At 37.5% G+C, this 18694-nt stretch carries 16 protein-coding genes and 1 tRNA gene; 7 read left to right on the forward strand and 10 right to left on the reverse strand.

Annotation, left to right across the window (positions count from 1 at the left end):
• The first annotated feature begins 127 nt into the window (after positions 1-127).
• Complete coding sequence (locus tag J2Y60_RS17450; RefSeq protein WP_309921432.1) at positions 128-1186, forward strand: XdhC family protein; 1059 nt, start codon at positions 128-130, stop codon at positions 1184-1186.
• A 185-nt stretch (positions 1187-1371) separates the two neighbouring features.
• On the opposite strand, the gene J2Y60_RS17455 is transcribed toward J2Y60_RS17450, so the two are convergent.
• The 4 genes from J2Y60_RS17455 to J2Y60_RS17470 form a co-directional block, all read right to left on the reverse strand.
• Positions 1372-3669 (reverse strand): glycoside hydrolase family 3 N-terminal domain-containing protein, encoded by a 2298-nt coding sequence (locus tag J2Y60_RS17455; protein ID WP_309921430.1) that lies wholly within the window; start codon positions 3667-3669, stop codon positions 1372-1374.
• Between the two features lie 297 nt (positions 3670-3966).
• Entirely contained in the window at positions 3967-4557 is a 591-nt protein-coding gene (locus J2Y60_RS17460) for a hypothetical protein (protein WP_309921426.1), read from the reverse strand.
• A gap of 346 nt (positions 4558-4903) precedes the next feature.
• Complete coding sequence (locus tag J2Y60_RS17465) at positions 4904-7150, reverse strand: molybdopterin cofactor-binding domain-containing protein (RefSeq protein WP_309921423.1); 2247 nt, start codon at positions 7148-7150, stop codon at positions 4904-4906.
• A gap of 15 nt (positions 7151-7165) precedes the next feature.
• The gene (locus J2Y60_RS17470; RefSeq protein WP_309921420.1) at positions 7166-7618 is read right to left on the reverse strand and encodes a 2Fe-2S iron-sulfur cluster-binding protein; all 453 of its coding nucleotides are present in this window, start codon (positions 7616-7618) and stop codon (positions 7166-7168) included.
• Positions 7619-8075: 457 nt separating this feature from the next.
• On the opposite strand from J2Y60_RS17470, the gene J2Y60_RS17475 reads away from it, so the two are divergent.
• Both J2Y60_RS17475 and J2Y60_RS17480 read left to right on the forward strand, forming a co-directional pair.
• Complete coding sequence (locus tag J2Y60_RS17475; protein WP_309921417.1) at positions 8076-8693, forward strand: hypothetical protein; 618 nt, start codon at positions 8076-8078, stop codon at positions 8691-8693.
• A gap of 110 nt (positions 8694-8803) precedes the next feature.
• Positions 8804-9313 (forward strand): hypothetical protein, encoded by a 510-nt coding sequence (locus J2Y60_RS17480; RefSeq protein ID WP_309921414.1) that lies wholly within the window; start codon positions 8804-8806, stop codon positions 9311-9313.
• A 147-nt stretch (positions 9314-9460) separates the two neighbouring features.
• Here the strand turns inward: J2Y60_RS17480 and J2Y60_RS17485 are convergent, their stop codons facing one another.
• The 3 genes from J2Y60_RS17485 to J2Y60_RS17495 form a co-directional block, all read right to left on the reverse strand.
• Positions 9461-9913 (reverse strand): hypothetical protein, encoded by a 453-nt coding sequence (locus J2Y60_RS17485; RefSeq protein WP_309921412.1) that lies wholly within the window; start codon positions 9911-9913, stop codon positions 9461-9463.
• Between the two features lie 61 nt (positions 9914-9974).
• Positions 9975-10244, reverse strand: a complete 270-nt coding sequence (locus J2Y60_RS17490) for a hypothetical protein (protein WP_309921409.1) — start codon at positions 10242-10244, stop codon at positions 9975-9977.
• A gap of 88 nt (positions 10245-10332) precedes the next feature.
• Positions 10333-10417, reverse strand: a tRNA-Ser gene (locus J2Y60_RS17495).
• Between the two features lie 235 nt (positions 10418-10652).
• Between J2Y60_RS17495 and msrB the strand changes: the two genes are divergently transcribed.
• The 3 genes from msrB to hemF all read left to right on the forward strand — a co-directional run bounded on the left by msrB (position 10653) and on the right by hemF (position 14818).
• The gene (gene msrB / locus J2Y60_RS17500; protein WP_309921406.1) at positions 10653-11126 is read left to right on the forward strand and encodes a peptide-methionine (R)-S-oxide reductase MsrB; all 474 of its coding nucleotides are present in this window, start codon (positions 10653-10655) and stop codon (positions 11124-11126) included.
• Positions 11127-11278: 152 nt separating this feature from the next.
• A complete protein-coding gene (locus J2Y60_RS17505; protein ID WP_309921403.1) occupies positions 11279-13852 on the forward strand; it encodes a transglycosylase domain-containing protein in 2574 nt (857 codons plus the stop codon).
• A 72-nt stretch (positions 13853-13924) separates the two neighbouring features.
• Entirely contained in the window at positions 13925-14818 is an 894-nt protein-coding gene (gene hemF / locus J2Y60_RS17510; RefSeq protein ID WP_309921400.1) for an oxygen-dependent coproporphyrinogen oxidase, read from the forward strand.
• Positions 14819-14843: 25 nt separating this feature from the next.
• Here the strand turns inward: hemF and J2Y60_RS17515 are convergent, their stop codons facing one another.
• The 3 genes from J2Y60_RS17515 to J2Y60_RS17525 all read right to left on the reverse strand — a co-directional run bounded on the left by J2Y60_RS17515 (position 14844) and on the right by J2Y60_RS17525 (position 17178).
• On the reverse strand, positions 14844-15296 hold the full coding sequence (locus J2Y60_RS17515) for a helix-turn-helix transcriptional regulator (RefSeq protein WP_309921397.1): 453 nt from the start codon (positions 15294-15296) through the stop codon (positions 14844-14846).
• A gap of 281 nt (positions 15297-15577) precedes the next feature.
• Complete coding sequence (locus tag J2Y60_RS17520; protein WP_309921394.1) at positions 15578-15988, reverse strand: hypothetical protein; 411 nt, start codon at positions 15986-15988, stop codon at positions 15578-15580.
• Between the two features lie 95 nt (positions 15989-16083).
• On the reverse strand, positions 16084-17178 hold the full coding sequence (locus tag J2Y60_RS17525; protein ID WP_309921391.1) for an o-succinylbenzoate synthase: 1095 nt from the start codon (positions 17176-17178) through the stop codon (positions 16084-16086).
• A 403-nt stretch (positions 17179-17581) separates the two neighbouring features.
• Between J2Y60_RS17525 and lpxK the strand changes: the two genes are divergently transcribed.
• A complete protein-coding gene (gene lpxK / locus J2Y60_RS17530; protein ID WP_309921388.1) occupies positions 17582-18610 on the forward strand; it encodes a tetraacyldisaccharide 4'-kinase in 1029 nt (342 codons plus the stop codon).
• Positions 18611-18694 lie beyond the last annotated feature (84 nt).

An 18694-nucleotide genomic window follows, 5' to 3' on the forward strand; every position in this document is an offset into this window, starting at 1 on the left:
AGTGACTATTGTTAAAAATCACTCAATCACCACTCACTCAATCGCTCAATTAATAACTCACAACCCACTAACTCGCTCAATCACTCACTAACGACCACTAACTCACAACTCATCCACTCACAACTATATGAGGTACGAATTAAGGAAAATAATAACAGCCTATCAACAAATTAATTTTGCTGAACGTCGACTAGCCCTAGCTACCGTTGTAAAACTACATGGGTCAGGGTATCGTCGTCCAGGAGCAAAAATGCTCATCGTAGACAATGGTACATGGTTTGGGGCAGTCAGCGGAGGATGTTTAGAAGGTGATGTATTACGCAAAGCCCGTCAGGTAATGCAAGATGGCATACCCAGAATAGTAGTTTATGATACCATGGACGACTCGCAAAATGCCTTTGGCATTGGGCTAGGATGCAACGGAATTATTGACATTTTGATAGAACCGCTCGTTCCTGAGGATTCATCAAACTTAATTGAGATTTTAGCCAACTATGTGCAGAACACCGAGACCATTCAATATGCCACAGTAATTGCAACGCAATCGCCCGAAACCATGCCTATTGGCAAACGTTTTGCCGTTAATAACCAGTTAGCAGCTTATTTCCCTATGATACCCTTTCAACTCTTAATAGAAGAAGGTCTCATAGAACATACAGACTGTACCCTGTTTTATGAAACAATTAAGCCCGATATACAATTGCTAGTAGTTGGTGCGGGCTACGATGCCGTTCCTTTGGTAAGTTTAGCCCAACAAGTAGGACTGACGATTACGGTAACAGACGATTGTATTGCACATATTACCCCAAAGCGTTTTCATGAAGCTAGCTGTTTGGTATATAGCAGAAGAACAGATTTTGTAGAAAAACTACCTGTCAATAAATACACGGCTGCGGTACTGCTTTCGCATAATTATGGCTATGATAAAGATGCCCTTACTTATTTAATCGGTACAGATGTGGCGTACATCGGTATATTAGGTCCTAAAAAAAGAGGACAGATGATGTTAGATGAATTAAATATTCAAGATGAAGATGTACTGAGTAAAATTCATTATCCCGTAGGCTTAGACATCGGAGCTGAAACGCCTGAGGAGGTAGCACTTTCAATTATCGCCGAAATTAAAGCATTTTTTGCCAAAAGAGAAGGTGGGAAGCTAATCCATCGTAAGCAGGGGATTCATTGATGAAAAGGCGTAGAGCTATCAGCTATCGGTAGTCGGATTTCGGCTTTCAGTTATTAATGCTCTTCGCCTTGGCATCCCAACTTGTTCTGAAAGATAAGCCATGAAGTTTATAGCTTTCTATTAGCTGGTGACTTAAGTCACCAGCTAATAGAAAGCTATGATTTAATTATCCTCTCGATAATAACCTACTTCTTATACTTCAACACTCTACCATCCTTAATAACCCCTTTCCAATTAAGTCCAAAACCAAAATTATAGGTATTTCCGTTAGTGTCTTTATAACAGGTTAAGTCATAAGGTACATCTTCGGCTTGTTTTTCTACTGTTTGCATATTGGCAGGCATTTGCATAGGCAATAACGCCGAGGGCTCAGATTTACCAACAATGGTTTCAATAATCGCTTGGTCTTGTACACCAAAACTCAATAAAATCGCCGATGCAGAAGCCTCTATTTCCGAGAATACCATTGGATTAGTAGTACTTACCGATACTATCACGGGCTTATCTTTCATTAATATTTTGGTATTGTTAACCAATGCAGCATCTGTAACGTTAGCAGTTTTGGCCATTTTACCTTTATAAGAACGGTTCGTGAAATTTTCCATCGGGTCGCCACCAGCTATACTCGTCTCACGTGCTTCTGTAGCGGTATAATCGAAGTATTGCAAACTAATCGGGATATAGCCGTTGCCACCGTTTTTCAAATCCTCTTTGTCATAGCCAATCGTAGCCTTTGGATTTTCGATGAAAACTAAGGCAAAATCTGCTTCTTTAGGATTGTCAGTTACATTAAAATGCTTTTTCACAATGTCCATATTGACTGGATAGTCTTCTGATGAAGGCGTTTCCATACCTAAGAAATTACGACTAGCAGGTACAAAGCGTTTAGGTACATATACCGTTTTTCTAGTAGTAATAGGCAGTGTTTTTGCAGTGTTTTTAAGCATCACGATAGATTTCAACTGTGCTTCATATCCAGCTTTCATATAAGCAGGCTTTCCCACAATCGCTTTAGTTTCTGCTGGGTTCAAGTACGGATTTTCAAATACGCCTACTCTGAAAATATTCTTCAAAAGTCTCACTGCTGATTGCTCCATACGGGCTCTCATTTTGGCCTCACCATGTTCTTTGATACCCATTTGGTATGCTTCTAACACGGGCTTCATGTCGTTGTTACCTCCAAATTGGTCTACACCCGCCATCAATACCTTATAGTGTCTTTCGGCTAGACTAAGACCTTCTACTCCCCACGACTTGCCATCAATAAATACGTCCATCGCCTTATGGTCGCCCGTCACAAGCCAGTCGGTACATACCACACCATCGTATCCGTATTTGGTTCTTAACAAATCAGAGATGATATATTTATTGTAATTGTTAGCTACATTCTCATGGTTTTTCTTGTCCTGATTCCATGAAATAGTATAGTATGGCATCACCGCCGAAGCCATCTTCGTTTGTCCTTTTAGCTTAAATGCTCCTTGGGTAAAAGGAATCAAGTGTTCTTCAAAATTATTACCGGGATACACCGCAAATTTACCATTAGCATAGTGTGCATCACGACCAGCCTCGCCAGCACCACCGCCAGGCCAGTGTTTTACCATCGCATTGACACTTTTCATGCCCCAAGCAGTTGACTGAAAGCCATCACAATAGGCTTGTCCCATTGCTGCGGAAAGCCAAGGACTTTCGCCAAAAGTACCATTAAAACGTGCCCAACGTGGCTCTGTAGCAATATCTACCTGTGGCGAAAGCGCCGTAGTAATGCCTAAAGCACGGTATTCGGCAGCGGCAATTTTCCCAAAAGTCTCAGTCAACGCAGGATTGAAAGTTGCAGCCATACCTAATGAACTTGGCCACATAGAAATCTCACCGCCAGATGCCGCATCATACTCTGCCTTTGCCTTAGTGCCATGTCTAGGGTCGGTACTATTATTAGCAGGAATCCCTAAACCAACACTTTCACAAAAAGCTTGCATTTTGTTGTTCCATTGAGCCGCAATCTCAGGTGATTTTACCGTCGTAATCAACACATGGCGAAGGTTATCTTCGGCTAAAAACTTCTTTTGTTGGTCAGTTAAGTCAGTAGGGTCAGTTTCACCCTCTTGATAAGCTTTACCATTATAAGTACCTGCAAAGTAACCACCAGCACGGGCAGGAATAGCTTGGTGTGAGGAATAAAGCATTAAGCCTGCAATCTGTTCGATACTTAATTTAGACGCCAAGTCTTTAGCACGAACATCGCTCGACAAACGCCAGTCTTCATACTTATCTAGCTTGCCATTTTTATTCAAATCCTTAAAGGCAAAGCCATCAATCGTTAATATTTTCGTACCCACCGATGGCGAATAGGCTATACTTTGTCCTCCTTGATTTTTAATGATATTAAAACCCGCCATTGGGCTTTCCGACCATTTTTTTTGTGCGGTTGCAGTTGAAATTAGCCCTAATACAAGCCCTCCTGCAAGTATTGTTTTTTTCATAGAATGTTTTGGAATAAATTGGTAAACATTATTTAATCATTTTGATACAATAATGCTTATTTTTTTCTTAACGTCCTATAAGAAATGCTTAAAATTTACTTTTTTATTGATTAAATATGAAAAATTTACTTTTTAGAAGGCTTTAATGATAAATTATAGCTGATTTAGCCCCACTAAGAACGTGATGCCGTTTGGACAAATTTAGTACAACAGTTTAAAAAGAAAGCATTGAATGAGTAAGCATACATAGTAGCGTTGGGGAGGTTTTAAACCTTGCGGAAGGTAGGTACTCCGACGTTAGTCGATGTTGTTTACTATTTTAAAATGATTTAGCCATTCCATTTTTTGGGGGAAATTCCCTGCTTTGTCTTTTTTAATAAATATTGCTTTTTGGCTTCTGTCTATTAATAGGGTGTCTGGAATGAAGTCGTTGTCGTAAGGTTTTTTCTCAAAAACAATTGTATCTCCATAAAATTTATATTTTCCGTGAAAAACTTCATGATAAAAAAACATTCCATTGATTTCATTTTCACAATTTCCATTTTCTCTGAATACTAAAGTATAGTGATAGAGGTCGTCTTTAAGGGTCGCTGTCAAAATCTTTTTTGATTTGAATAACTCCGATTGATATCCATTCAATAAAATAATCGAGAATATTATTAATCCGTGAGCGACCACTTTAATCTTGTTGGCGTTCATTCCTCGCCTGATGGTAGCAACAATTGTTTCAAAGAAGGAAAAAATATAAAGTATGATGATTGGAATAATGAGTAGTCCATACGATAGTAGATGAATAATCATACCTCCAAAGAATTCCGTTATCATCCAGCAGAAAATTCCTAAGGTAGATATTATTGCAATGGTATTAAAAACACTGTTTCGAGTCATGTGTAGACTAAGATTTTACGATACTGATAAAGCAGCTCATGAGGCAATAATGTTATCTTACTATTAGCTGATGACTTAAGTCCTATTGATTACCCACAAGTTGATAAACAATTGATAATCAATGTATAACAACCTCATCCCCCAACCCCTTCTCCTTCAGAGAAGGGGAGCAGACCTTGGTGCTTAAAGCTCCCATCTCTGAAGGAGAGGGGTCGGGGGTGAGGTTTCAAGGGCTATTTAAGCCCATTTTATCAATAATTACATCTTCATTTCAACTTTTTGAAAAGATGTGGGTAATCAATAGGACTTAAGTCGCTAGCTAATAGTAAGATAGAATGAGCTGGATTTATGACTTAGGTTGATCAGCCGTGAAAGGCTGATTATAATACCTTCTACCTGTTGTTTTATACAACGCATTAGCGACTGCTCCAAACACGGGAGGGAAGGGAGGCTCGCCAAGTCCAGTGGGGTCAAGGTCATTCTTAACAAAATGCACATCCACTTTTTTAGGCGCTTCGTTATGACGAATAATGCGGTAATTATTGAAATTGCTTTGTTCTGCTGCGCCGTCTTTATGGGTTAATGCTCCATAAAAAGCATTCCCGATACCATCGACTACAGCACCTTGTACCATATTACTTGCAGCGTCTGGGTTTACTACAATACCACAATCAATGGCACTCGTTACTTGCTCAACATAAGGTTCGCCATTTCGTTCTATCATATCCACCACGTGTGCGGCATACGAATTATGACAAAAATAAGCAGCGACGCCCCTCTTTTTGTTATTGTTTTCAGGGTTACCCCACTTAGATTTTTCTCTCACCAATTCCAAAACCCCTGCATATCTATCCGCATCATATTCATTATTTTTACCTACAGGATTTTCCTTAGCGCGTTTTAATAATTCAAGACGGAAAGCAATAGGATCTTTTCCCATAGCTTCTGCCACTTCATCTAAAAACGACTGTTCGGCTGCTGCATTAAAATTAGAACGAGGTGCACGGAATGCACCAATCGTAATATTAGAAGGAATCTCCCAACCTTCAGCTAAGTAATTATCCACTGCACCAGCAGGAAAACGATTCGCATGCACAGGGTGTTCAGGAATGCCTCCGCCTTTTACATGAAAACCAATCAGGTTTTTATTGGCATCTAAAGCCGCACGATAGGTAGCCGTGTACATCGGGCGATAGATTCCATAAGTCATATCATCCTCGCGGGTATAAATCAATTTGATAGGTGCTTTTATTTTCTGAGAAATGCGAGCGGCCTCATATACATATTGACCATACGCTCTCCGTCCAAAACCTCCACCCATGCGGGTCATTTGAATTTCAATCTTGTCAGCAGGGAGGTTTAAAATTTTTGAAAGCGTAGGCTCTACCCAACCCGGTGCTTGTAGTGGACCGGCTACTACGGCTTTATCTGCTGAAACATGTGCGAAGAAATTCATCGGTTCCATGCAGTTGTGTGCCAAAAATGGCGCATTATAAGTACGTTCGATAACCTGAGCGGCGTTTTTGAAAGCAGTTTCTGGGTCGCCATCTTTCCTTAATTGCTGAGCTGGTTTTTTAGCATATTCAGCCATTAATTCCATTTGACCACTTGTGGTTTCCAATCTGCCCGGAACTGTTACTTCTCTTTTTCCACCCCGCCCCATCATCGTATCTTTTACATCGCCAGTAGGCTCCCACTGTATTGTTAGTTTCTTGCGAGCATTCATTACTTCCCAAGTAGAATTGCCCACAACAACCAACAAATCGTTGAATGTACGGGTATCAAAACCACCCTGTTCGAAACCATCATCATATAATTTGAAGCTAAAAACATGTTTAATACCCGGCATTTTTAGGGCTTGAGTAGCATCAAAAGATTTTAATTTCATGCCAAAGGCAGGAGGGTGCTGAATCATGGCAATCAACATACCTTCCACACGATAATCCATTCCGAATAGGGGTTTACCTGTGACTACTTTTAAGCCTTCCGTATTTTTCTTTGAATTTCTTACAATCGAAAAATCTTTAGGGGCTTTCAACTTCACGTCTTTCGGTACAGGTATGGTAGCAGCTTTGTTGGCTATTTCACCATATTTTGCCGATTTTCCGCTTGAATGAGATAAAACGCCTGCTTTTGTCGTGATTTCTATAGCAGGAACGCCCCACGTTTGAGCCGCCGCTTCGATAAGCATTTGTCTGGCTGATGCCCCTGCATTTCTCAAGGGCTTCCAGTACATCCTCACTGAATTACTGCCCCCTGTAAATTGTGGACCTAGTTTCACGTTATCGTGTGGACCCATTTCTACTACTACATTCTTCCAATCTACGTCCAATTCCTCTGCCACCATCATGGGTAATGAAGTCATTACATTCTGACCGAATTCGGGATTCGGACACATGATTTTGACGATATTATCTGGCGTAATCTTGATATATCCATTGAGTTCACTCCATTGTTCGGGCAAATTCATTAAAGCTATTTTGTCTGCTGACTTAAAACTTGATAGCCAAGTAAAGCTCAGCATCAATCCACCGCCTGTAAGAGCGGAAGATTTTAAAAATGAACGACGGCTTTGTGTGTTATTATTTTCCATGTTGATATTTTCTTGCTATTGCTTTACAGATTTAATTGCTTCCTTAATACGTAAATAAGTTCCACAACGACAAATATTACCACTCATGGAAGCATCTATCTCTTCATCTGAAGGGTTAGGATTCTCTTTTAATAAAGCGGCCGCACTCATCATTTGTCCCGCCTGACAGTAGCCACATTGAGCCACATCGTGTTCGAGCCATGCTTTTTGTACAGGGTGAGTACCATTCGCAGACAAGCCTTCGATAGTAGTGATAGCTTGCTTGCCAACTGCTGATACGGGCATACTACAAGAACGAATAGCAGTTCCATTCAAATGAACTGTACAAGCCCCACACATGGCCATGCCACAACCAAATTTGGTACCGGGTAGATTAAGGTGGTCTCGTAAAACCCAAAGCATAGGAGTTGACGGGTCAACATCTACCTGTTGTATTTTCCCGTTTATTTTTAGTGAGTATTTTGCCATAGTCTTAAGTAGCTACTTTATTGAGAATTGAACGAAATTATATAAATAAAACAGTAATAAATAATGTTTTTCAAATAGAATCTTATGGATTTCAAACATAGCCTTGGTTAGCTACAAATTATGGGTAAAGGGCTGATTGTAAAAACGCTACCAATGCCAAAAGGCGGTTTACCTGTAATGATTTTAGGTAAATCAACAATGCGTTGACTTCTGTCGATCATCTTAAAGCCTTTGATGTTTCCATATTGATATATTAACTATACTTGAGTGTGGTAAAACTAATTACCATCAAAAATATCTTTTTGTTTGAACAAGTAGATGCATTAATGATAATTTTAGACCAACGTCTGTGTATTCCCACAAACTACAAGCAAGAAGGAAGTTGTTGAAAAATAATAAGGGTGTATTTTTGTGTTTAGTATAGTAGGACTATTTATAAATTTAAAGAATCAATAAAATGATAGATAATGTAGATTTAATTAAGCCTTTGTTACAATTTGAAGAAGAAGGTGATTTTATTACCGTATTAGTATTAAAAAGAAAGAAAGATTTTATTGAGGAATATGCTAAACACCAATCAGTTAGAACGATTAAGTCTTATACCTTTTATGCTGTAAAAGATTTGGAGGAAAGATATGAGGAGATAAAAATGTTGTGTGAAGTATTTAAAGCGAGGGGATATATTAACTTTAATACTCGAAATGATAAAAATGTAGCATTGAAAATGATTGCTAAATTAGTCAGCAATATAGAATCTGGAAATAATAGAAGTAAATATGTATATGATAGTGTTATTGGTGAAATGCCTTCTAAACAAAAGCGATGGGTTATCGATGTTGATAAAGAAGAATTACAACATATTGAATTTATTAGAAAGACCATTAATGATATAGAGCCCGAAGGAGACAAGATTATTACTGCTATTCCTACCTTAAATGGAGTACATTTAATAACCAAGCCTTTTAGATTAGATACTTTTAAGACGTTGTGTGGAAATAATAATTTTAATGTAGATGTTCAAAAGAATAATCCTACACTATTGTATATTCCAGATAGTTTAATAGAGGACAAATGATACAAGTAGAGTTTAACAAGAAGTATATAAATTATAGTTAGAGTAAATAGCATCACGCTAAATATCTACCTTTGTTTTAGTTTGATCAAGGACAAAAATAACAATTAATAATGAATAATAACGAATTTGTAAATCGAGTTGTAACCCTTAAAATGAGAAATGGGGTATATTTTAAAGGGATTTTATTGGGTTTAGGTTCGAAATGGGCATTACTAAAGTATATTCCTGTCGACTATGTTACGGATGGTTATGTGTTGATAAATACAAACTATATTTCAACATTTGATATATCAGAAAAAGATATTTTTACTGAAAAAATCATCAAACTAAAGCAAATTAACCTTGATTTAGGCTATGAATTTGACTTAGAAGTAACAAATAAAGTATTGGATATTTTGAAAGAAAATGCTGTTTTAATAGGAATTGAATTGAAAAATCATGAGAAAATGTATGTTGGTTTTATCAAAATAGTAAGAGAGAAATCAATGAAAGTACATTTAATCAGCAAAACTTGTGAATGGTTGAAGGAAGAAACATTTTTATACAATGAATTGAGGGCTATTTATTTTGAGAGTGATTACTTAAATTCCCTACATCTCTATATACATTCCTTAGGGTAAAATCATTGATAGTCAATGCCATAGTGAATCTTATACTTTTTGAAAAAATATTTTAGAAGCTCATATTTCCCTATACAAAAGTCGCCAGTTTTAACCTGTTTTGAGGTTTTTTTGTACCCATTACATTCAAAGCACAGCTCTATCCATTCAAAATGGTATTCCCTTCTTGTCATAAAAAACAATGGCATTTCTTGGATAATAACACATACTTTCTTCCTCATATTTTTTTGTTTTAAATCCATAGTTATACAGGATATAAGTTAATTCATTGAGCTGCTTTTGATTTAAAGTAAATGACTCAAAAATTTTTGGCTGATTTTGTAAATCAGCAAATATTGTAGGTTCAGTGACGCTATTTATTAAAGTATCTATATTGATATACTCTTTAAATGAGATTATTTTTACTAAAGAAGATTGGTTAAATGGATAGAACTGTTTTCGTTGAGTAGCAGCATATTTATTTAAAGGAACACATTTTAACCATTTTTCATTGGGGGATGGGGGAGGAGGAGGTAAAGGATTTCTCTTTAAATTTTGAGATACCCCATTCATCATTATTACTCCATTCAGTATAACTGTTATCAAAAGTAAACTTTTCATTTTTATTGGGTGTGAATATTATCGGTTCTGAACATGCTATTGCTTGGCGTAATGATTTTCCCTACGTCAGTGTGAAATCATCAATCTTTTTGGTATAATCAGGCAAAAAATCAATGCCAAATCTTTTGTATTTGATATATGAATCCAGTTCAATTTCCTCCCCCTCAATCTTGCTATAATATACTGAAGCCACCGAAGTATAAAAACTAAAAGTATCCGTAGACAGTTCAGCATCATGTAACTCATTAAAATCCTTTATTACATCGACAGGAAAGCCTAAACGATATTTTGCTAACAAATCAGTAGGAATAATTTTTAACGTATAGTCCATGTCAAGAAGCTTTCAGATGGTTTGGGAAAAGCTCATAAAACAAAAAAACAGAATTCTTTTGAAATTCTGTTTTAATTACTTTTCTGTGTAGAGAGTGAGGGATTCGAACCCCCGGACCTGTTACAGTCAACAGTTTTCAAGACTGCCGCAATCGACCACTCTGCCAACTCTCTTCGTTTTTGATGATGCAAAATTAGTACTTTCTTTCTTTTTGTGCAACTTTAAAGTAAAAAAAATATCAAAAAAAAATAACAAACAATTAACTAGTGCTGATTATCAGGGAGATAAAATAAAAAAAACTTTTATACTTTTTTTTTCGTATATGATAATATAGAGTAGCTGAGGGTCTCCTAGGCATGTTTTATTAAACCAAATCCCTTTTGGAGACAGGGGACATACAATCTTAATATGAAAAATCTACTATTATCACTATTTATTGCTGTTATTACAGCGGCCTGCAAAGGTTATACACAGGAGGAAATGCCTCAAAAGTTTGAAATTGAGAAATCGGATGAAGCATGGAAGAAAGCATTAACACCTGAGCAATTCCGGATTACTCGAAAGAAGGGAACCGAAAAAGCTTTTTCGGGCAAGTATGTATATAACCATCAGATAGGAACTTATCACTGTGTGTGTTGTAAGCAAGAGATTTTTACGTCAAATACTAAATTTGAAGCTGGCACAGGTTGGCCATCTTTCTGGAGTCCGATAAGTAATACTAATGTATTGGTGGTCTCGGATGATAGCGGAGGGTTGTCGCACGAAGAAGTAATCTGTAGCAAATGTGGGGCACACTTAGGGTATCTTTTTGACGATGGCCCTAAACCAACAGGAAAACGTTATAGTATTAATTCGCTATCGTTGGCATTTGAAAAAAAATAATCAAGAAAAATAATCAAGTTGATTCATACACTTATTAGTGTATGAATCAATTTTTTAACATTAAAGCTTTCATTTTCTATCTTAATTCACTCCCTAATCTAAAAGTTTTGTCGTAAATTGTCACCTATTTTAGTTTGATAAATAAGTGCGTGATGAACAAGATAAAACAAATCATTCAAAATCTTAGTGTTATTCTTCAAGCAACTCTATTGAATTCTCTGCATTGGCTTTGGCTTCAAACAGATAAATTGTTGGTAGGATTACTAGGTGAAGAAAAAGTACAATCATTTTACAAACGCCTTGATAGCATTAAGGCTTATTTTTCAGATTTTAAACATAGCTTCGATAAAGAATCTACCTATTATCGTCCGATAAAAACTCTCTGGAAATCTTTTGCATGGACGGTCTTCGCAGGTGCGTTTTACCTTTTTTGTATCCAAACAAACTTTTTGTGGCTAACGGGCGAGATGCCTTCGGTAGGTGAATTACAGAACCCTAAACTATCGCAGTCATCAGAGATTTACTCAGAAGATAATGTTTTGATGGGTAAGTTCTTTCAAGAAAACCGTACTCCTGTTAAAAACTATAGAGATCTTTCACCTTATTTAGTGAAAGCGTTGGTGGCTACTGAAGATGCCCGCTTTTACCAACATTCTGGAATTGACTTTAGGGCCGTATTTGGGGTAGCTGTAGGGATTGTTACAGGTGCTAGCGAACGTGGAGGGGGAAGTACTATCACGCAACAATTAGCTAAAAACCTTTTTAAAACCCGTAAAAAACAAGGTATTTCAAAGAAGGGCTTATTTGGATATGTCCCTGTGTTGGGCAAATTCGTCATAAAGACCAAAGAGTGGTTAACAGCTATTAAGCTTGAAAGATATTATACCAAAGAAGAAATCATTCTATGGTATCTGAATACGGTTGATTTTGGAAGTAATTCTTATGGGATAAAAGTAGCCGCCAAGACCTATTTCAATACGTCGCCAGATAGCTTAAATGTGCAAGAATCTGCGGTGTTAGTAGGAATGCAGAAGGCTACTAATACATATAATCCAAGAAGAAATTACGAAAAATCACTGAAAAGACGCAATACTGTATTGTCGCAAATGTTAAAGTATGGTTATTTAACCAAAGTGAACTACGACTCCCTGTCAAAATTGCCGATTACTTTAAAAATTAATGAGGAGTCGCCTTATGATGGTACTAGTAACTATTTCAAAACGGCAGTAGCCAAGGCTTTGAAAGAATGGGCTGATACTAGTGATGTAGATTTAGATTTGTATAGAGATGGTCTGAAAATTATTACTACTGTAGACTCAAGGATGCAAATCTATGCAGAATCGTCACTACAAGAAGGAATGAGGGTTTTGCAAAAAACCTTTGATAACCACTGGGCTGGTAAAAATCCTTGGTCTGACGAAAAAGGAAACGAGATTCCCGGTTTTATCGATACCGTAGCCAAGCGTACAAGCTATTATAAATCGTTGGCAGTAAAATACAAGAACAACCAAGATTCTATTTGGCATTACATGAAAAATGTAAAGCGTAAAATGTGGGTATATTCAAGAAATGGGTCGGGCGAAGAGCAAATGACGATGAGTGCCTACGATTCTATTGTGTACTATAAACGCTTTTTACAAGCTGGTATGATGAGTATGGACCCTTTTACTGGGCACATCAAAGCGTGGGTAGGTGGGCTAGACTTTCAATATTTCAAGTATGACCACGTCAATCAAGGACGCCGTCAGCCGGGTTCTACTTTCAAGCCCTTTGTATATACTACTGCCATTGATGGGCCTAAAGATATGTCCCCTTGCTCGCAGATTACGGATGAACCTTTTGAAATAGAAGTAGAAGAGAAAGGCGAGAAAAAAATATGGCGCCCACATAATGCAGATGGTAGGTTTACTTATCAGACGATGTCGTTGAGGCGAGCCATGGCACGTTCAATCAACTCGTGTGCGGCATGGCTTACCAACGAAGTTGGTCCCGATTCTGTCGTGTATTATGCCCATAAAATGGGTATCAAAAGTCCATTGGCGGCTGTGCCTTCTATTGGGCTTGGGTCAAATGATGTTACCCTCTTTGAAATGGTCGGTGCGTATGGTTGCTTTTTGAACGAAGGAATGTACACACAACCCATGCTAGTAGTTGAGATTCAAGATAGAAACGGGAATACGATTCATACTTTTGAGCCTGAACGTCATCAAGCTATTAGAAAAGAGTCTGCTCAGTTGATGAGATACATGCTAGAAGGTGGATTAGAAGAACAAGGGGGTACTTCGCAAAACCTTTGGTCGTTCAAAGATTTATTTGATGGTAAAGACCGCTATAAATCACGTTTTGCAGGTAAAACGGGTACTACCTCAAACCACTCTGATGGTTGGTATATGGGTTTAACCAGTAATTTGGTGACGGGTACATGGGTAGGAGGTGATGACCGCTCTATTCACTTTAGGAGTGGGGCGTATGGGGAAGGTTCCAAGACAGCACTGCCGTTGTTTGGGCGGTATATGTCTAAAGTAATCAAAGACCCAACCCTCGAGGCTTATCATCCCGTACCTTTTGAAAAACTGGATATTAAGCGTGTAGGCAAGACATTCAATTGTGTGACAAGATATGCAGCAGTAAATGATTCAACCAGTGCTGATAGTAATGGTGTACGGTCTGATTCACTGGCACCGATAAGACAAGGGGAGGCTAAGGTAGATAGTAGTAGGAATTAAGAAACCTCACTCTATTCTATCTCAGAAGCTGGTGTGGGATAGGGTAAGGTTTTTATTTTAAAAATTAAAACTATGACAAAAGAAAGCATCTCGGAATACTTTAAGGAATTACAAAATCAGATTTGTATTGCCTTGGAAAATGCCGATGGAAAAGCAACTTTTCATGAAGACAACTGGCAACGTGAAGGTGGCGGTGGCGGACGTAGCAGAGTAATTCAACAAGGAAATGTCATCGAAAAGGGTGGTGTAATGTTTTCGGCTGTTTGGGGAGACCTCCACGAGAAAATGTTGGCTTCGATGGGTTTAACGGAAAAAGTTGATTTTTTTGCGACAGGCGTATCGATTGTATTACATCCACATAGCCCTAAAGTACCGATTATACACATGAATGTGAGGTACTTTGAGATGTCTAACGGAACCTATTGGTTTGGCGGAGGCATAGACCTTACCCCACATTATGTAGTAGAAGAAGATGCTGTTTGGTTTCATCAATATTTAAAGAATGTTTGCGACCGCCATAACGAGGCTTACTATCCTAAATTCAAGACTTGGGCGGATGATTATTTCTTTAATACGCATAGAAATGAAACACGAGGTATTGGAGGAATATTTTTTGATTATCAGAAGCCTAACGAGAGCCGTAATAAAGAGCAATTGTTTGCTTTTGTAAAGGCAATTGGTGAATCTTTTGCACCGATTTATACCCATTTCATGCAAAAGAACAAAGATTTACCTTTTACTGAAGAAGAGAAGACTTTCCAGATGCTTCGTCGTGGACGTTACGTAGAATTTAATTTAGTGCATGACAGAGGAACCAAATTTGGACTAGAAACCAACGGAAGGACGGAATCAATCCTGATGTCGATGCCACCTATGGCACAATGGGTTTATGATTTTAAAGCCGAGGAAGGTTCAGAAGAAGAAAAAACATTGAACTGGTTAAAGAAAGGTGTGAATTGGGTTTAGAGGATTCTCTAAACCTTTTTTTTGCTTAACCCCTAATTTTTTCTTCAAGCAATTTAATCTGAATCTGTAAGGAAGTGATTACAGATGATTTACTATCGAGTAATTGTTTTAATAACTGCAACTGTACTTCTAAGCCTTCAATTTGCTGATGTAGTAATTTATTATGAAACTCTAGCTGTTTGTTACGGTCACTAAAATCACTAGGAGACTCTCTCTGAACACTGCTGGATTGGATAAGTAGGTTTTGTTGTAGCTCCTCCGCAGAAGTAACCGCAAAATCTAGTTTTTGTAAATTATCCAGGTTTATTCCAAAGTAGTTACAAATGGCATCACAAACATCTAATGAAGGGAAAGTATGTCCATTTTCATAGTCAGACAACGCACTTTTACTAACATCCAGTATCTTGCCCAATGCTTCTAATGTCAACTTATTTCTTTTTCTCAGGATTCTGAGATTGGCACTAAACTTACTTTCCATTTAATCTATTATTTGTTAACGCAATTTAACGATTTGTAGGATGTTCTGAAAATCAATAATTTGTTTAAATGGTACGTTGATTTTTCTAAATCAGAAAGGTCTCCGCAACACCTTTCGCAGAGACCTTTAGGTTCAATTATTCAACAAAGTTAACCTCATCTCCAACCCTTTCTTTGAAAGAGCTCCCTAAGCCCAAAAATTTTCTTCTCAGCACGAGAGGAAGTTGTACGGTCACCAACCGTTTTAAATGAGGTAAATGTTTGTAATAACTTTAGATACTCTTATTCAGCCTCTGCTGACCATACAATTTTTTTCTTTTTGCCTACTACCAATACAATTCTGGTAGGGCTTGGCAAAAGCATTAATCTTGCATTAGCAACTGGGTTTTCTTCTAGTTCAACTTCTACGCCAGCGTCAGCACCTACTTCAATGCCACCATCGCTAGTTTCTTTGAATGAACGAGCCAAATAAGCAGTTGGTAATAATACGTCTGAATCTGGGCAATATTCTTTATGAATTTCTTGAAGAATATTCTCTAAAAAATCACCGTATTTATCATTAAAATCATCTTCTAAATCGTGAAGGGCTTCTTCTACATCGTCGTAATCACGGTGATCATAACCCATTTGACTAAGAGCGATTCGTTTTTCAAACAAAGAAAGAAGTTCTTTATCAAGTTCCTGAATATTCATTGAATTAAATTTTGTAATTGATATATGCAATACAAAATTGCAAAGTACTTAGTTGAATCTCAAATTTATCGACAAAAATTTATCACAAAAAAATCCTAAACCAAAAAGCTAAGGGGGGCTAAATCCCAAGCCTGTTGAGGATTATACAGAATTTTACCATTACTAATTTCCAGTGGCGAAGCAATATTATTATGGTACAATTGCCCCGTACCAAGGCCTTGTGGCAAAGGATTGTTGAATTCGGCAGTAAATTGGCTGATGGCATTCAAGCCTACGTTCGATTCTAAAGCAGAGGTAAGCCACCACCCAATTTTTAATCGATTAGCATTTTCAATCCATTCTCGGCATTGTTGAAAACCGCCCACTAAGGTAGGTTTTAAGATAATGTATTGAGGCATTATTTTTTTGAGCAACTTATACTTTTCGGTGTATTCTCGTACACCGATTAGTTCTTCATCTAGGGCAATTGGAATAGGCGTCACTTGACAAAGTTCAGCCATTAAATCTTCGTTGCCATGACGAATGGGTTGCTCAATGGAATGTAGTTGATATTGAGCCAGACGCTGTAGCTTGGGCAGTACTTCGTCTATCGAAAAAGCCCCATTGGCATCTACCCTCAAGGTGATTTGTTCAGCTGTATAGCGTTTGCGGATGTATTCCAGCAGTTCACATTCTTTATCAAAATCAATAGCGCCTACTTTGATTTTGATGGTATGATAGCCAGCCGCTAGCTTTTGGTCTATTTGGCGAAGCATAAAATCCTTGCTTCCCATCCAAACCAATCCATTGATTTCTATTTGACGTTCGGCCTTTGCAAAGCCATTGTTGAAGGGTTTTTGTTTACCACCATTCATTAAATCGAGCATGGCAGTTTCAAAACCAAAAACAACCGAAGGAAATGATTTTTCGAGTACCTGTTCTAGGATGATATTCAAGTTCCAAGGGTACACCTCTAATTCAAGGGTATTGAAGTTTTCGCAGATACCGAGTAGTTGTAATTCAAAATCTGGGCGGTCGTCGATGCTGAGTCCTTTTAAAGGTGAACATTCGCCCAAACCAAAAACAGTAGGATTTTCGGAGTCAAAAATCTTAATGAAGTAGCTATCTTTGTGCGTTAGCACACCTCGAGACGTTCCTGCCTCGAAATTAAAATTCAGTGTATATTTTGCAAAGACAGCTTTAAGACTCATTTTCTGGTAAGCCCAATTGTTTTTAAAGAATTTAGCAATAAGAATTTTGCCGAAATAAATAAATTTCAGCAATTATTTTACAATTAATCGTCTGATTGTGTGTGTATTAATGGTTATGAATAGACCTTCCGAGAGATAAGTACTTCGTTAAAGTATCTTAAAAGGGATTTGAAATTAGTAAAAAGTCAGAACTCTTTATGAATTTTACGGTGTAAAATTTTTATTTTTTCTGAACAAGGCAAATTTTACGCCTTTTTTGAAGGTGATTTCAACTATAAAGGTAAATATATTGTAACATCATTTACTGCTCGACCCATCCCTAGCGAGGGACTTAAGTCCCTCGCTAGGGATGATGGTTTTAATATTCCTAGTCGCAGGAAGGGTGAGGTAAAACAAAAAATCTATGCGTTTTTTTCTTTTTCCTTTTACATGGTTGTATGGTTTCATTACCGATTGCCGTAATTTCTGTTACGACAATCATCTGTTTTTTAAAGTCAGCCAATTTGAAAAACCTGTTATCAATATTGGGAATTTAACAGTTGGAGGAACAGGTAAGACACCACATGTAGAATACCTGATTAAAGTGTTAAAACATCGTTTTGCAATAGTCATCCTTAGCCGAGGATATGGACGAAAAACCAAAGGGTTTATCGTAGCTGATGAGTTGGCAACGGCTGAGACCATTGGTGACGAGCCGATGCAGTTTTATCATAAATTTCATCAAGTACTAAAAGTTACTGTTGGAGAAAAGAGAGCAGAGGCATTGAAGAATATTTTTAGGATTTTCCCTAAAACAGACCTAGTAGTGCTAGACGATGCCTTTCAACATAGGGCTGTAAAACCATCATTAAATATATTATTGATGGATTATAACCGACCCATTTACGAAGACTATGTATTTCCCGTAGGACGGCTCAGAGAACGCCGTCATGGGGCTAATAGGGCAGACATTTTGATCGTCAGTAAATGTCCCGACGATTTGTCTGTTGTAGCACAACAAAAAATCAGTGAAAACATTTTGCCTTATTTATCACCACAAACCCCCATTTTCTTTACAGGAATACGTTATGGTACACCACAGGCAATCAATGAAAATATTCAAGGAGTTTGTCACAAAACAGTCTTATTGGTGTCGGGTATAGCACGCCATGAGCCTTTTGAGGCTTATTGTAGGCAAAATTTTAAGGTGGTAGAACATTTAATTTATAAAGACCATCATCATTTTAATGAGAAAGATTTTAGCTTAATCCTAGAAACGTTTCATAATATTCAAGACCCAGAAAAAAGTATTTTAATGACTGAAAAAGATATGGTGAAGTTTCAAGATTTCCTTGATAATAAGGCAATTTCGATGTTTTATTTACCAATTGAGATTTATTTCTTAAACAACAGCCATCATTTATTTGATGATTTAATCCTGAGAAGAATGTAGGGCAACAAAATAAAGTTTAAATTGCCTTATTCAAGCTTTTTAGCAATTTATGATGTTTAGTTGGTAGATGTGCTTGAACCTCTT

The organism is Arcicella sp. BE140 (assembly GCF_031456255.1).
GTDB lineage: Bacteria > Bacteroidota > Bacteroidia > Cytophagales > Spirosomataceae > Arcicella > Arcicella aquatica.